Source organism: Sulfitobacter sp. TBRI5, assembly GCF_051013555.1.
Lineage (GTDB): Bacteria > Pseudomonadota > Alphaproteobacteria > Rhodobacterales > Rhodobacteraceae > JL08.
The window spans coordinates 3,577,227-3,591,769 of record NZ_CP112884.1; the positions used below are offsets into that span (position 1 = coordinate 3,577,227).

At 60.6% G+C, this 14,543-nt stretch carries 10 protein-coding genes; 4 read left to right on the plus strand and 6 right to left on the minus strand.

Features of this window, described 5'->3' with window-relative positions; all coding sequences use genetic code 11:
• Window positions 1-89: 89 nt before the first annotated feature.
• Genes der through OLX72_RS17905 form a run of 3 tightly spaced genes read right to left on the minus strand, consistent with a single transcriptional unit; the run spans window position 90 to window position 3,657 of the window.
• On the minus strand, window positions 90-1,547 hold the full coding sequence (gene der / locus OLX72_RS17895; RefSeq protein WP_114869863.1) for a ribosome biogenesis GTPase Der: 1,458 nt from the start codon (window positions 1,545-1,547) through the stop codon (window positions 90-92).
• A gap of 50 nt (window positions 1,548-1,597) precedes the next feature.
• The gene (locus tag OLX72_RS17900; protein ID WP_114869862.1) at window positions 1,598-2,938 is read right to left on the minus strand and encodes a PQQ-like beta-propeller repeat protein; all 1,341 of its coding nucleotides are present in this window, start codon (window positions 2,936-2,938) and stop codon (window positions 1,598-1,600) included.
• Window positions 2,939-2,979: 41 nt separating this feature from the next.
• Complete coding sequence (locus tag OLX72_RS17905) at window positions 2,980-3,657, minus strand: tetratricopeptide repeat protein (RefSeq protein ID WP_114869861.1); 678 nt, start codon at window positions 3,655-3,657, stop codon at window positions 2,980-2,982.
• 262 nt (window positions 3,658-3,919) lie between these two features.
• Between OLX72_RS17905 and OLX72_RS17910 the strand changes: the two genes are divergently transcribed.
• The 3 genes from OLX72_RS17910 to OLX72_RS17920 all read left to right on the plus strand — a co-directional run bounded on the left by OLX72_RS17910 (window position 3,920) and on the right by OLX72_RS17920 (window position 9,482).
• Window positions 3,920-5,137, plus strand: coding sequence for an efflux RND transporter periplasmic adaptor subunit (locus OLX72_RS17910; RefSeq protein WP_114869860.1), 1,218 nt, complete (start codon window positions 3,920-3,922; stop codon window positions 5,135-5,137).
• Window positions 5,134-8,916 (plus strand): efflux RND transporter permease subunit, encoded by a 3,783-nt coding sequence (locus OLX72_RS17915; protein ID WP_114869859.1) that lies wholly within the window; start codon window positions 5,134-5,136, stop codon window positions 8,914-8,916. Before OLX72_RS17910 ends, OLX72_RS17915 begins: the two co-directional genes overlap by 4 nt.
• A gap of 167 nt (window positions 8,917-9,083) precedes the next feature.
• On the plus strand, window positions 9,084-9,482 hold the full coding sequence (locus tag OLX72_RS17920) for a DUF302 domain-containing protein (protein ID WP_433990483.1): 399 nt from the start codon (window positions 9,084-9,086) through the stop codon (window positions 9,480-9,482).
• A gap of 20 nt (window positions 9,483-9,502) precedes the next feature.
• Here the strand turns inward: OLX72_RS17920 and OLX72_RS17925 are convergent, their stop codons facing one another.
• Together OLX72_RS17925 and OLX72_RS17930 are read right to left on the minus strand one after the other, a co-directional pair.
• On the minus strand, window positions 9,503-11,311 hold the full coding sequence (locus tag OLX72_RS17925) for an ABCB family ABC transporter ATP-binding protein/permease (protein ID WP_114869857.1): 1,809 nt from the start codon (window positions 11,309-11,311) through the stop codon (window positions 9,503-9,505).
• A gap of 122 nt (window positions 11,312-11,433) precedes the next feature.
• Window positions 11,434-12,900, minus strand: coding sequence for a LysM peptidoglycan-binding domain-containing protein (locus OLX72_RS17930; RefSeq protein ID WP_433989246.1), 1,467 nt, complete (start codon window positions 12,898-12,900; stop codon window positions 11,434-11,436).
• A 195-nt stretch (window positions 12,901-13,095) separates the two neighbouring features.
• Between OLX72_RS17930 and OLX72_RS17935 the strand changes: the two genes are divergently transcribed.
• Window positions 13,096-13,653, plus strand: coding sequence for a TIGR00730 family Rossman fold protein (locus OLX72_RS17935; RefSeq protein WP_114872206.1), 558 nt, complete (start codon window positions 13,096-13,098; stop codon window positions 13,651-13,653).
• On the opposite strand, the gene rarD is transcribed toward OLX72_RS17935, so the two are convergent.
• Window positions 13,560-14,510, minus strand: a complete 951-nt coding sequence (gene rarD / locus OLX72_RS17940) for an EamA family transporter RarD (protein ID WP_433989247.1) — start codon at window positions 14,508-14,510, stop codon at window positions 13,560-13,562. The genes OLX72_RS17935 and rarD overlap by 94 nt on opposite strands.
• Window positions 14,511-14,543 lie beyond the last annotated feature (33 nt).

The following is a 14,543-nucleotide window of genomic DNA, read 5'->3' on the forward strand; positions in this document are numbered from 1 at the left end:
CGCTTTGATGCACTGCGTGCATGCCTCCGGCGGGAGTATTTGGCGGACAAATGAAGGACACAGGCTTCATTTGTCCGCAAATACTCATTCTACCTGTCTGTGCGGCGGCCTTCGGTATGTTTGCGCAGTTTGGACGGTGCCGATTTCTTGCGGTTCTTGTACGGGTTTTCTTCGTTCTGGCTGCGCATGAACAGGCGGATCGGTGTCCCCGGCATATCAAAGTCGACGCGTAAGCCATTGACAAGGTAGCGCGAATAACTGGCAGGCAATTTGTCGGGATGCGAACACATCACGACAAATCCGGGCGGGCGCGTTTTGGCCTGGGTCATGTAACGCAGTTTGATGCGCTTGCCCTGCGGTGCGGGGGGCGGATGCTGTTCCAGCATGCCGGTCAGCCAGCGGTTCAATTGTGCCGTTGTCACCCGCCGGTTCCAGATCTCGTAAGCCTTGAGGATCGCGTCTTTAAGCCGGTCGACGCCCTTGCCGGTTTTGGCGGACACCGTCACCAGCGGCGCACCCCGCAACTGTGGCAGCAGCCGTTCAAAGCTTTCACGCAGATCCTTGAGTTTCTTTTGCTTGTCCGGTTCGATGTCCCATTTGTTGACAGCGACCACCACGGCGCGCCCTTCGCGCTCGGCCAGATCGGCGATGCGCAGATCCTGCTGTTCAAAGGGAATGGCCGCATCCAGCAGCACCACCACCACTTCGGCAAACTTGACAGCGCGCAACCCGTCGCCAACCGACAATTTCTCAAGCTTTTCCTGTACTTTCGCCTTTTTCCTCATGCCTGCCGTATCAAAGATACGCACCGGCACGTCGTCCCAGTCGGTCTGCACGGAAATCGCGTCGCGGGTAATGCCGGCTTCGGGACCGGTCAACAGGCGGTCTTCGCCGATGATGTGGTTGATCAGGGTGGATTTTCCTGCGTTCGGGCGCCCCACCACTGCCACCTGCAACGGTTTGGCGCGGGTCGGCACGCGCACGGCGTCCGGATCATCCGCGTCAATTGTGACATCCACATCGGGGGCTTCGTCGCTGGCCTTCTTGGCAAAGGCATCGGCCAGCGGCATCAACTGGGCATAAAGATCGTTCAACCCCTCGCCGTGTTCGGCAGACATGCGGATCGGTTCGCCCAGACCCAGTGCGTAGGCTTCGATCACACCGGCATCGGCGGCCGCGCCTTCGCCCTTGTTGGCGGCCAGAATCACATGGGCCGAGCGTTTGCGCAGAATTTCGGCAAACAGTTGGTCGGACGGGGTCACGCCGGTGCGCGCGTCAATCATGAACAGGCAGATATCGGCCATATCAACCGCGCGTTCCGTCAGCCGGCGCATCCGGCCCTGCAGGCTGTCATCGGTGACTTCTTCCAGCCCTGCGGTGTCGATCACGGTAAAGCGCAGATCCCCCAGACGCGCAGCGCCTTCGCGCAAGTCGCGCGTTACGCCGGGCTGGTCGTCGACCAGTGCCAGACGTTTGCCCACAAGGCGGTTGAACAGCGTGGATTTGCCCACGTTCGGGCGCCCCACGATGGCGAGGGTAAAAGACATCAGATGCTCCGCATGCGCGTATCAAAGGCGCGCTTTAGCCTATGTTGCGGCTAACGGAAAGCGTGGAGTTGTCCGTTGGTGCCGACAACGTACAAAACACCGCCCGCCACGACCGGTCCGGTGGTTGCCCCGCCGGGCACTTCGACCGTGGACAGCAATGCCCCGCTGACCGGATCAAAGCTGCGCAAAACCCCGTCATTGGACGCAACAATCAGGCGTCCGCCCGCAAGTACGGGCCCGTAATGGGCAAAGATCTCGCCGCGCTTCTTGGGCTTGTCCTTGACGTATTTGGGCAGGTCAACGGCCCAGACGCGATTGCCGGATGCCGAATCAAGCCGCACAAGTTCGTTGGTGTCGGTGATGGCGAAAACCGCGTTGCCAGTCGGCCAGACCGGGCTGATCGCGCCACTGGTTGCGGTCCAGCGGCGTTCACCGTTGGCAATGTCCAGAGCGACGATACGTCCGGTATGGTTGCCCACGTAAACGGTATTGCCGCGCACAACCGGCGAACCGGTAATGTCACTGACACCGCTGATCGCACGGCCGATCCGGGTGCCGGTGACCGAAGCATCCCAGCGGCGCAGGCCGCCCTTGCGAAACACCGCAACAACCTGCCCTGACCCGAACGAAAAGATCGCCAGAGTGTCGGTGACCGCAGGGGCCGGAGCCCCCAGAACATTTGTAACCGATCCGGCGGAAATGATTTGCCAAACGATGCGGCCTGTCGCCTTTTCGATGGCCCAGCCGACATCGTCGCCTGCCACCAGATAGACAAGGTTGCCCGACACTGTCGGCGTACCGCTGCCTGTCGCGTCAAGTTGCTGGGTCCAGATCACGGCACCCGTTGCGGCATCCAGCGCTGCCAGTTCGCCATAGCCAAGCGACACGTAAACGCGCCCGTCGTCATAGGCGATGCCGCCGCCGGTGGCGTCCTTATCGGAATCACGTGCAGGGCGGATGTTGCTTTGCCAAAGGGTTGCACCGCCTGTCGATGTTGCCGTGACCGTTGATTTTGCGTCCAGCGTGTAAATGCGGCCCTGCGCCACAACCGGGTCTGCGGTGATACGGAACTTGCGGCTGTCGCCTTCGCCAATCGGGGCCGACCATATGCGCTGGGGCGCGCGCGACAATGCCGCATGTTCGGCGCGCAGGCCCGGAGATCCGGCGTTTTGCGGCCAGTTCGCGTTGGTGCGCTGCGCCGGAAGCGAAATAGGCCGGCTTTCATTGACGACCGCATCGGCGCTGGCAAGCCCCGCCTCTTCATCCAGTTCGCTGCGCAAATCCTCGCGCACGCCGGGCAGGATGCGATCGTCTTCACACGCGCTCAGAAACAGGGTGCCCGTCAGGGCAAGGGCCAGTGTGCGAAGAAACGCAGGGGCAATCGGTGTCATCGTGTTATCCTGTCTGCTCTGCCAGTTCTGCCGGGGCCGGTTCAGCCTTCTGCGGGCACGTTTATATTTGGCGTGCCGCCCAGGGCCACAATCACCTGTGCGGCGCGTTGTTGCAAGCCTGCGCTGACTTGCGCGTCATCCAGAACGGCCTGAAGTGTTGCGATCGCTGCATCGATCTGACCGTTTTTGATATCCAGCAATGCCAGTTGCTCCATCGCCAGCAGGCGCAATGGTGCGCCGGGACGGGCCAGCGCTTCGAACTGTGTTCGCTTTTCTTCATCGCTGATGCCGCTGTCTTTCAGGCTCAATGCCTTGAATGCGGCGATCTGGCGGTAAATCTCTGGAATATCCCCGTTCACAGCCAGATCGTTCAGGGTTTGCGCAGCGCCCGCGGCATCGCCGGCTTCGGCCTGTTCTGCGGCTTTCAGGAAATCCAGAACCGGCTGTCCGGCATCCGGCCCCGCCTGTGGCGTGATCTGTTCAAAAGCGGCGACCCGGGCGGCGGCATCGTTCATTTCAAGGGCCGCCAGCATATCGTCGCCCAATTGTTCGGCGGCGGCGCGCCCCTGGGCTTTGCGCCATTCCGACCATGTTGCACCACCGACAACCACCAGAATGAACAATGCGGCAATCCAGCCGTATTTCTTGAATGTCGCATAAAGCTTGTCGCGGCGGACTTCTTCGCTGACCTCTTCGATAAAACTGTCGGTGTCGCTCATCTCTGCTCCCGTTCTGGCGCGGAAATGTCCCCGTTGGACTGATCCGTGCCCCCTCTTAACTTGCATGCAGGGCCAAGCCAAGACCTCGCCTTTGGGGGAAGGCTGTTGCAAGGAAATGAGGCAAGTTGCGACCTTGCGGCAACGTATTGCACCGTTTCACGGAAAAGTTTAATCTGAACTGGTTAGTTTAGCGTAATTAATACGTATATAGCCGAAGGAAATTAGACGGCTGTGCTGATGAGACTGCCAGGAAAGGCAAAACATGCGATTGATTCCTGTCCTCACCGCTCTGCTGGTGGCCGGATTTTTGTATTTGGTTGTGTTCGAGCGCGACGAGCTGAAGGCGTTTGCCCTGGGCGAAGACGCGCCGACATCCGAAACCGTCGAGGCCGAAGTAGCGGCAACCCCCGCCGTGGGTGTGGTGGCACGCCATTCCGTGGCACAGGTTATCGACAGCGCGGTTGTATTGCGCGGCCAAACCGAAGCGAACCGTCAGGTTGATGTCAGATCAGAAATATCGGCGCAGGTGATTTCCGACCCGCTTTTGAAAGGCGCGTTTGTGAACAAGGGCGATGTGCTGTGCCGTCTGGATGCAGGCACCCGGAATGCCACGCTGGCGGATGCCCAGGCCAATCTGCTTGAGGCGGAAAGCCGCGTTCCCGAGGCCGAGGCCCGTCTGGAAGAGGCCCGTGCCCGCGTGAAAGAAGCGCAGATTAACAATAACGCAGCCGAAAAACTGTCTCAGGGCGGTTACGCATCCGAAACCCGCGTGGCGGGTGCCATCGCCGCCGTGCGCGCGGCACAGGCCAACGAACAATCGGCCATGGCCGGGGTCAAGGCCGCGAAATCGGGCATCCAGTCGGCGCAGGCCACCGTTGCGCTGGCCGAAAAGGAAATTGAACGGCTGACCATCACGGCCCCTTTCGAAGGGTTGCTGGAAAGCGATACCGCCGAACTGGGCAGCCTGATGCAGCCAGGATCATTGTGCGCCACGATTATCCAGCTTGATCCGATCAATCTGGTCGGCTTTGTGCCGGAAACCGAGGTGAACCGCGTCGAAGTGGGGGCCCGGGCCGGTGCGAAACTGGTATCGGGTGAACTGGTGGAAGGGCGCGTTATCTTTCTTTCGCGCTCTGCCGATCCGGAAACCCGCACCTTTCGTGTCGAAATCGAGGTGCCTAATGCCGATCTGCATATCCGCGACGGGCAAACAGCCGAAATCCTGATCGGGGCAGAAGGCGCCAAGGCGCATCTGTTGCCGCAATCGGCGCTTACGCTGAATGATCAGGGCACCTTGGGCGTGCGTGTTGTGGATGCCGAGCAGACCGCCCAGTTCCAGCCCGTCACCCTGCTGCGCGATACTGTCGATGGCGTCTGGCTGGCCGGATTGCCGGACATGGCCGACGTGATCCTTGTGGGGCAGGAATTCGTGATTGATGGCGTGCCTGTCGTGCCGACATATCAAGAGGTCAAACAATGACCGGACTAGTCGACTGGGCCGCCAACAGGGCCCGAATGGTTCTGGCCTTTATCGCCCTGTCCCTGCTGGCGGGCGGTTTTGCCTATTTCTCGCTTCCCAAGGAAGGCGAGCCGGATATCGAAATTCCGGCGCTGTTCGTTTCGGTACCGTTTCCCGGCATTTCTGCCGCCGACAGTGAAACGTTGCTGGTCAAGGTGATGGAAACCGAACTGTCCGATCTGGACGGCCTGAAAACCATGACCTCAACTGCCAGCGAAAGCTATGCGGGCGTTGCGCTGGAGTTCGATTTCGGCTGGGACAAAACCAAGATCATGGCCGATGTGCGCGACGCGATGAACACGGCCGAGGCCCAGTTTCCCGACGGTGCCGAAAAATATTCGATTGTCGAGATCAACTTTTCCGAATTTCCGATCATCATCGTGAACCTGACCGGCCCGGTTCCTGAACGCACAATGGCGCGTGTTGCCAAGGACTTGCAGGACGAGCTTGAAGGGCTTGAACCGGTGCTTGAGGCCGGGATTGCGGGCAATCGCGACGAAATGCTTGAAGTGATCATCGATCCGCTGCGCCTTGAATCCTACAATGTGTCGGCCAGCGAACTGATCGCCGTGGTTCAGAACAACAACCAGCTGATCGCCGCGGGCGAGGTTGAAACAGCGCAGGGCACATTTGCCGTCAAAATCCCTTCGTCTTTTGACGAACCGCGCGATGTCTATGCCCTGCCCGTCAAGACCAATGGCGACCGTGTCGTGACATTAGGTGATCTGGCGCAGATCAATCTGACGTTTGAGGATCGTCTGGGCACCGCGCGTTTCAACGGGGAAACCACCGTTGCTTTGCAGGTGGTCAAACGCAAAGGCTTTAACCTGATTGATACCGCAACGCTGGTGCGCGAAACGGTTGAACAGGCCAAGGCCAACTGGCCGCCCGAATTGCGCGCGGCGGTCAAGGTGGGAACCTCGAACGACCAGTCGCGCATTGTCGGTTCCATGGTCAGCCAGTTGGAAGGCTCGGTTCTGACGGCGATTGCGCTGGTGATGATCGTGGTGCTGGCCGCCCTGGGTACCCGCGCCGCCCTGCTGGTCGGCTTTGCGATTCCGACATCGTTCCTTTTATGTTTCGTATTCCTGGCTGTGATGGGGGTGACCATCTCGAACATCGTGATGTTCGGCCTTATTCTGGCCGTGGGGATGCTGGTTGATGGTGCGATCGTTGTGGTCGAATATGCCGACAAGCGCATCAAGGAAGGCACCGGCCCGATGCACGCCTATGTCGAGGCGGCGCAGCGGATGTTCTGGCCCATCGTCAGTTCCACCGCGACCACGCTGTGTGCCTTTTTGCCGATGCTGTTCTGGCCCGGCGTTCCGGGCGAATTCATGGGCATGTTGCCCGTCACGCTGATTTTCGTGCTGTCCGCATCGCTGATCGTGGCGCTGATCTATCTGCCTGTCATGGGCGGTGTCACCGGCCGGATGAGCCGCATGTTCGGGCGCACATCGGATGCGCTGCGTGCCCGCCTGCCGTGGCTTGCGCGCGCGGCGCTGGTGCCTGTGGCCCTTTACATGCTATTCCTGGGTGCGATGCAGGTGCTTAATCCGCATTACCTGCTGCCCGATACGGCATCCGTTCTTTCGGGCGAACTGTTCGGCGTTGCGCTGTTCCTGTTCGCGGCCTTCTCTGCGTCGGTCACGCTGGGGGCTGCACGGATCGAACGCAAGGCCCGTAAAATCAGGGCCGGTCACAGCCGTACCCCGTTCGGGTTGTTCACCAAGTTCATCGCCGGCAACCCGATCACGCCGCTGGTTACAATCGCTGTTGTGGGCTTTGGCGTGATGACCGTGTTCGGCCTGTTTGCGACCAACAATAACGGTGTCGAGTTCTTTGTGGAATCCGAACCCGAACAGGCCACCGTTTACGTGCGGGCCCGTGGCAACATTTCCCTGACCGAGGCCGACAACATGGTGGCGCAGGTCGAAGATATCGTGATGGCCCATCCCGGTGTGGTCAACGTGTTCTCGTTCGCCGGTGATGGCGGTTTGAACACCGATTCCAGCGGAAATTCGATCCCCAAGGACACGGTGGGACAGGTCCAGTTTGAAACGATCCCGTGGGAAGACCGCCCGACCCAGACCGAAAAATGGTTTTTCGGCCTGCTGGAACGCCAGATCAGTTCGGTTGAATTTGATGGCGATACGGTGATCGACGAACTGAACGCCGAACTTGCCAAATTGCCGGGGTTCGAGGCTGAAATTCTGGCGCTAGCGCAAGGCCCGGCATCCGGCAAACCGGTACATCTGCGCCTGAAAGGCGATGATTTCGAGGTTCTGAAAGACGCCGCAAACATCGCCCGCGACAAATTCGACTCAACCCCTGCCCTAACCCAGATCGAAGACACCCGCCCCCTGCCCGGCATCGACTGGCAGATTGACGTAGACGTTGAAAAAGCGGGGCGTTACGGCGCCGATGTCGCCACTGTGGGTGCGATGGTTCAACTGGTCACGCGGGGCGTGTTGCTGGACACGATGCGTGTCGATACCAGCGACGAAGAAATTGAAATCCGCGTCCGCCTGCCCGAAGAAGATCGCGTTCTCAGCACGCTTGATACGCTCAAGGTACGCACCTCCGACGGGCTGGTTCCGCTTAGCAACTTCATCACCCGCAAACCGGTGGCCAAACTGGCCGAGATCAGCCGTGTCGACCAGCAACGCTATTTCGACGTGAAGGCGGATTTCCTGCCTGCAATGGTGAAATTCGTAACCGATGCAGGCACCCCGCAGGCGCAAATTCTGGCGGTGGCCCACACCGTACCCGAAGATCAGGGCACCGGATCGGCCGAGGCGAAACCAGGCACTTTCATCGGCCCGAACGACACTGAATACGACCAGTTGCGCCTGAGCGAGGGTGTCAGCATGGATACGCTGACTTCGGCGCTGGAGGATGGCAGCCTGAGCGCTGTACCAATCAACGCCAACGAACGTATTGCCGAACTGACCAAATGGCTGGAAACCGAACCGCTGCCAGACGGCGTGGCGTGGGAATGGACCGGCGATCAGGAAGAACAGGAAGAAAGCGGTGCGTTCCTGATGAATGCGTTTGCCGGTGCGCTGGGGCTGATGTTCATCATCCTGCTGGCGCAGTTCAATTCGTTCTACAATTCGTTTCTGGTGCTGATCGCGGTGGTGTTGTCCACCACCGGCGTGCTGATCGGCATGATGGTGATGAACCAGCCGTTTTCGATCATCATGACGGGCACCGGTATTGTCGCCTTGGCGGGGATCGTGGTGAACAACAACATTGTTCTGATCGACACCTATCAGGAATATTCCCGCTATATGCCCCGGATCGAGGCGATCGTGCGCACTGCCGAAGCGCGCATCCGCCCCGTTCTGCTGACCACGATCACGACAATGGCGGGGCTTGCCCCGATGATGTTCGGGCTGTCGCTGGATTTCATCGGCGGTGGCTATACCATCAACAGCCCCACGGCGCTGTGGTGGAAACAGCTGGCCACCGCTGTTGTGTTCGGCCTTGGCATTGCCACGGTGCTGACGCTGATCGTGACGCCTTCGATGCTGGCGCTGCGCGTCTGGTTCACCACCTATGTGCACTGGTTCGCGCGTCTGCTGGCGAAACTGTCGATGGGCAGCAGTTCGAAAGCCGCCAAAGACTGGGCCTTGCAACGCGCCGCGCGCCGCCTGAAAGCGCCCGAGATCATCTGGACAGATCCCGATCTGCCTTTGGCGCCGGTCGATACCGCCCCGCTCAAGGCTGCTGAGTAATCAGGATTGGGCGGGGCTTAGCCATGACGCGGATGTGAAGGGATATTTCACGCCGGCTTGTCTAGGATAGACGTGTTTCCAAAACCGGAGTTGCCCAGATGATCCTGCACCGTATCGCCCCTGCCCTTGTCCTGTCCCTGACACTGTCCCTTAGCGGAGGAACCGCCATGGCCGCCGACCTGATCCACAAAATCAGCCCCCATTCCGTCAGCGTCACCATCGACCGTCTGGCCGCCGCCGTCGAAGGGGCCGGTGCCAAGGTGTTTGCGCGGGTCGATCACGCCGCTGGCGCGGAGAGCGTTGGCGAGGAACTGCGCCCGACACAGATGCTGATGTTCGGCAATCCGAAACTGGGATCACCCGCGATGCAGGCGGCGCAGACATCCGGGCTCGACCTGCCGCTGCGGGTTTTGGCCTATGCCGATGCCGAAGGTGTCGTGCATGTGGTTTATCATGATCCGGCAGAGCTTGCCGCGACGCACGGCATTGCGCCCGATGCAGAAATGATCGCCAAGATGACCGGCGCATTGGGCAAGCTGACGGACAAGGCTGTGGCATCGGAATAAGCCGGTGGGTTGCCCCCGCGCTACGCCGCCTGTTCTTCGGATTGCTGACGATGCCAAAGCTGGGCATAGCGCCCATTTTGCGCCAGCAAATCATCATGGGTGCCGCGTTCGACGATCTTGCCCGCCTCCAGCACGATGATCTGGTCGGCGTCGGCGACCGTGCTCAGACGGTGGGCGATGGTGATCACCGTGCGCCCTTCGCCCGCGCGGTGCAGCGCGTCCTGAATTTCATGTTCGGTTTCGCTGTCCAGCGCCGATGTCGCTTCGTCCAGCAGCAGAATTGGCGGGTTCTTGAGCAATGTGCGGGCGATCCCGACGCGTTGCTTTTCCCCGCCAGACAGCTTTAACCCGCGTTCGCCCACGGCCGTGTCATAACCTTCGGGAAGGCGCATGATAAAGTCGTGGATTTGCGCAGCACGGGCAGCGGCCTCGACCTCGTCCTGGGTTGCGCCCTCTTTGCCGTATGCGATGTTGTAGCGGATCGTGTCATTGAACAGCACAGTATCCTGCGGCACCACGCCGATGGCGTCATGCAGGCTGTCTTGTGTGATGTCGCGCACGTCCTGCCCGTCGATTTTCAAAGCGCCCTTTGTCACGTCGTAAAACCGGAACAGCAACCGCCCGATGGTGGATTTGCCTGATCCGGTCGATCCCACAATGGCCACGGTCTTGCCCGCATCAACCGTCAGCGACACGCCGTTCAGGATAGAGCGCGCAGGATCATAGCCGAAATGCACATCGTCCAGTTCGATCTTGCCTCCATTCACCTGCAAAGGCTTGGCGCCCGGCTTGTCCGTCACTTCCTGGGGTTGTTCCAGCAGATCGAACATTTCGCCCATGTCCACCAGTGACTGGCGGATTTCGCGGTAGACCGTGCCCAGAAAATTCAGCGGCACGGCGATTTGCAGCATGTAGGCGTTGACCATCACGAAATCACCCACCGTCAGTGCGCCCTGCTGCACACCAAGTGCCGCCATGACCATGACGCCGATCAATCCTGCCGTGATCAGCAGCGATTGGCCGAAATTCAAAAACGCCAGCGAATAGGATGTTTTCAGCGCCGCGCTTTCGTATTGCCGCATCGCCACGTCATAGCGGGCAGCCTCGCGCGCTTCGGCGCCGAAATATTTGACGGTTTCATAATTCAGCAGGCTGTCGATCGCCTTCTGGTTGGCATCAGTATCCTGATCGTTCATTTCGCGGCGCAGTTTCACCCGCCATTCGGTCACGGCAAAGGTAAACCAGACGTAGAACGCGATGGTCACGGCCACGACCACCAGATACCAGACATCGAAGAGAACGGTCAGGATCACCCCGATCAGCAGCAGTTCGATGATCAGCGGACCAATGCTGAAGATCAGGAACCGCAACAGGAAATCCACGCCCTTGACGCCGCGTTCGATAATGCGGCTTAGCCCGCCGGTCTTGCGCGTGATGTGATAGCGCATCGACAGGCGGTGGATGTGTGCAAAGGTTTCCAGCGCCAGCTGGCGCAGCGCACGTTGTCCGACAGCAGCAAAAATCGCATCGCGCAATTGCTGGAACGCCACAGACAACAGGCGCGCCATGCCATAGGCCACTGTCAGCCCTACCGCCCCCAGCGCCAGCATCGGCACACCTTCATCCGCAAGAGCATCCACGGCCCCTTTGTAAAGGACGGGCGTATAGACCGTGACCAGTTTGGCCAGAACCAGAACGAACAGCGACAGGACAACGCGGCGTTTGACCCAGGCCTGCCCGTCAGGCCACAGATAAGGGCCGACCTTGCGCAATGTGCGCCAGCCGGACCGGCGCTCTTCAGCGGATATTTCTTCAGAGGTGAGAGACATTCAGGCTTCCTTGGGCGCGCTGGTGCGACCGGTGTCAACACATAGGGCGCGCGTACCGGAATGGCCAGACCTGCGCCCTGTATTTGACGCCGCAGCAGTCGCGGCGTCGATCGGGGCGCGCCCTAGTCGGGCAAGGCAAACACCTGACCGGGATAGATCAGATCGGGGTCGCGGATGCTGTCGCGGTTGGCGTCAAACACCCGCACGTAAAGCAACCCGTCGCCATAACGTTCGCGCGCAATCGCCCAAAGCGTATTGCCGGCCTGCACCGTGACCGCCTGCACCGGTGCGGCGCTGTTCTGCGCGGCCAGTGCGGCCGTCAGAACCTCTGGTTCTTCGCGTTTAAAGGGGGTTTCAACACGACTTGTCACCGTTCCCGACCCGTCAACCTGATCGATACGCAGGGTGTAAACGCCGGTATCGACAGATGGCAGATCACCGCGCCAGCGCCCGTCCGGTTGCACGGGCAGCGTGGTGACGGGTCGGTTGTCCAGATAAACGCGAACAAAGCCCTCCCCCGGCGCGCGTCCGCTTAGCTGGACATCGCCCAGATCGGAATAGCCGATTGTGTCCAGTTCTACTGTCGTCATGGCGCCGGGCGCGCCCTGAACCAGTTCGACCCCGTCCGCATCCGAACGCAGCACGGCAACCGGTGCTTGGGGCGGCGCTTCAGCCACATTGTCGGCGGGGTCAATCGCCGCCGTTCGGGTGGCCGCATCCGCATCGCTTGGTTGCGCGGGTTCCACTTCCGCGACCGTTGCCGGTGCTGTGTCTTCGGCCACAGGAACGGGTTCCGCCACCGTGTCCGGTTCCTGAACAGCCTCGGTCGTCACTGTTGTAGTGGGCTCTGTCGCGGCATCATCTACCTCGGGGGCCGCCATTGCCGCAATTTCATCGGCGCCGGTTTGCGGCGCTGCTGGCGGCTGCGCGGCGGCCACATCGGTCGTGTCTATGGGGCTTGTGCCTTCCGGTGCAGCGAGCGCGGCGGTTTGCGGAACTGTCGGTGTCAGGATCATTTCAGCCAAGGACCGTGCCTGCGTGCCGGTTTTTTCCGATTGCAGGGCCAGCACGCGCGGCGCCGCACTGGGCGGCAGGGTCAGGAAGCTGACGAAACTGCCGCCCGCATCCGCCGTTGCGCGGGCAATTTCCGTCCCGTCCATCAGGATCATGATCGTGCTGGCGGGATCACCCCGCCCCGCAATCACGGTTGTGCCGTCCGGTTCCACGCGCACGGTGTCAAAGGTCGGCGCAATGGCGGTTTCTGCGTCCGCTGGTGTACCTGCATCAGCATCGGTGTCTGTTTCCGGTTGCGCCACGACCTCGGCATCGGTGTCCGGTTCAGCCACCTCTTCCGGTGCGGGATCGGTCGAAGGGGTCTGGGTGGCCTGCACCTCGGGTTTGGGCGCGGCAGGTTCGGTCGGGACAGAAGCGTCGGGCTGGACCAGTGCATCCAGATCGCCGTCGCTCGGCAGGGCACCGTCATGGGGCGCGAACACGCCCGCCCAGTAAAGCCCTCCCAGAACAAGTGCCGCCGCAACCGCCACGCCAGCCGCACCCTTGCCCGTCAAGAGCCCTGCCTTTTTGTCCATTTTCGCCCATCCCCTTGTGCGCAATTGAGCAACCTTATCAACAGCCCTGCGCGCGGTCAAAACATCGCTGCTGCCGCTCTATCATCGGGGGCGGCCGTATTTTTGGCAAAAAGAAAGTGAAGGTACCCTGTTTGCAGGACCGGATTTGTGGCATTGCGGATGCAGGATATGGATCGTGGTAAAAGGATGTTTCAAATGGCGAAAACCGGGTTTTCAGTCTGCGTCTACTGCGGATCCCGCGACGGGGCGCGCGCCGCCTATGTCAGGGATGCCACCGCTGTGGGCACGGCACTGGCGCAGAACGGCTGGCAACTGGTCTACGGTGCGGGGGATATCGGGCTAATGGGGGCCGTGGCGCGTGCTGCACAGGCCGCGGGCGGCGACACATTCGGCGTGATACCCGCGCATCTGGTAGCGCGCGAGGTCGGCAAGACCGATCTGACCCGCTATGTGGTGACCGAAACCATGCACGAGCGTAAAAAGGTCATGTTCATGAACGCCAATGCGATTGTCGTTCTGCCCGGTGGTGCGGGTTCACTGGACGAACTGTTCGAGGCCATCACATGGCGCCAGCTTGGCCTGCATGAAAAACCGATATTCCTATTGAATACAGATGGCTACTGGGATCCGTTGATGCAATTGATCAATCAGGTGATCGATCAGGGTTTTGCCGATGCGTCACTGGCCGGTTTTGTTTCGGTCAAGGCGACGCCCGCGGAACTGATCGAGGCCCTGCGCGCGGTTCTGTCCTGAACCAGCGCGCTGATTGAATAGAGCGCCAGCGCGATCCAGATCATCGGAAAGGCAATGGCGTGCCAGGGGCCGAACGGTTCCCCGAACAGGATCACCGCGCAAAAGAACTGCAGCACCGGATTAAGGTAGGCGATCAGACCCAGTGTCGACATCGCGACGCGCTTGGCCGCATAGCTGAACAGGATCAGCGGCACCGCCGTCACCGGACCGGACAGCACCAGCAACACGGTATCTCGCATATTGGTGGCAAAGCCGCCCTGCCCACCCATCTGCGCGGTCACGATCACCGCCAGCGCCAGCGGCGAAAAAAGCAGGATTTCGCAGGTCACGGACACGACAGGGCCGGTATCCAGCCCCTTTTTGATCGTTGAATACAGCGCGAAGGTGCAGGCCAGCGCCAGGGATATCCACGGCGCCACACCCAGGCCATAGGTCAGCACGCCTACCGCCCCCGCCGCGAGCGCCACAGCCCCCCATTGCACCACCCCCAGACGTTCGCGAAACCCGAACCGTCCGATCAGCACCGCAACCAGCGGGTAGATGAAATAGCCCAGCGATGCCTCGGTCGTGCGTTCGATCTGGATCGCGAAGATGAACAGGAACCAGTTGACGGAAATCATGCAGGCCGCCAGCGCGATCAGTGCGAAATTGCGCCACGTCGACAGCGCCGCGCGCACATCCCCCAGACGCGATTGCAGGGTCAGGATCAGAACGAACAGAACCAGCGACCACCAGACACGATGCGCCAGCACCTCAATCGCGGGAATATGCGCCACCTGTTTGTAGAAAATCGGCGACAGGCCCCAGATGGTGCAGGCGGCGATGATGGCGGCCACGCCTTTGCCTGATTGTGTCATCCCAGCCCCTTTGATCGCGCCAAGCGGTGCCAC

Bases quoted from the DNA above. Each gene is read 5' to 3' on its own strand.
- rarD (WP_433989247.1), bottom strand. From the start codon at position 14,510: ATGACACAATCAGGCAAAGGCGTGGCCGCCATCATCGCCGCCTGCACC.
- OLX72_RS17915 (WP_114869859.1), top strand. From the start codon at position 5,134: ATGACCGGACTAGTCGACTGGGCCGCCAACAGGGCCCGAATGGTTCTG.
- OLX72_RS17935 (WP_114872206.1), top strand. From the start codon at position 13,096: ATGGCGAAAACCGGGTTTTCAGTCTGCGTCTACTGCGGATCCCGCGAC.
- OLX72_RS17930 (WP_433989246.1), bottom strand. From the start codon at position 12,900: ATGGACAAAAAGGCAGGGCTCTTGACGGGCAAGGGTGCGGCTGGCGTG.
- OLX72_RS17910 (WP_114869860.1), top strand. From the start codon at position 3,920: ATGCGATTGATTCCTGTCCTCACCGCTCTGCTGGTGGCCGGATTTTTG.
- OLX72_RS17925 (WP_114869857.1), bottom strand. From the start codon at position 11,311: ATGTCTCTCACCTCTGAAGAAATATCCGCTGAAGAGCGCCGGTCCGGC.
- OLX72_RS17905 (WP_114869861.1), bottom strand. From the start codon at position 3,657: ATGAGCGACACCGACAGTTTTATCGAAGAGGTCAGCGAAGAAGTCCGC.
- OLX72_RS17920 (WP_433990483.1), top strand. From the start codon at position 9,084: ATGGCCGCCGACCTGATCCACAAAATCAGCCCCCATTCCGTCAGCGTC.
- der (WP_114869863.1), bottom strand. From the start codon at position 1,547: ATGTCTTTTACCCTCGCCATCGTGGGGCGCCCGAACGTGGGCAAATCC.
- OLX72_RS17900 (WP_114869862.1), bottom strand. From the start codon at position 2,938: ATGACACCGATTGCCCCTGCGTTTCTTCGCACACTGGCCCTTGCCCTG.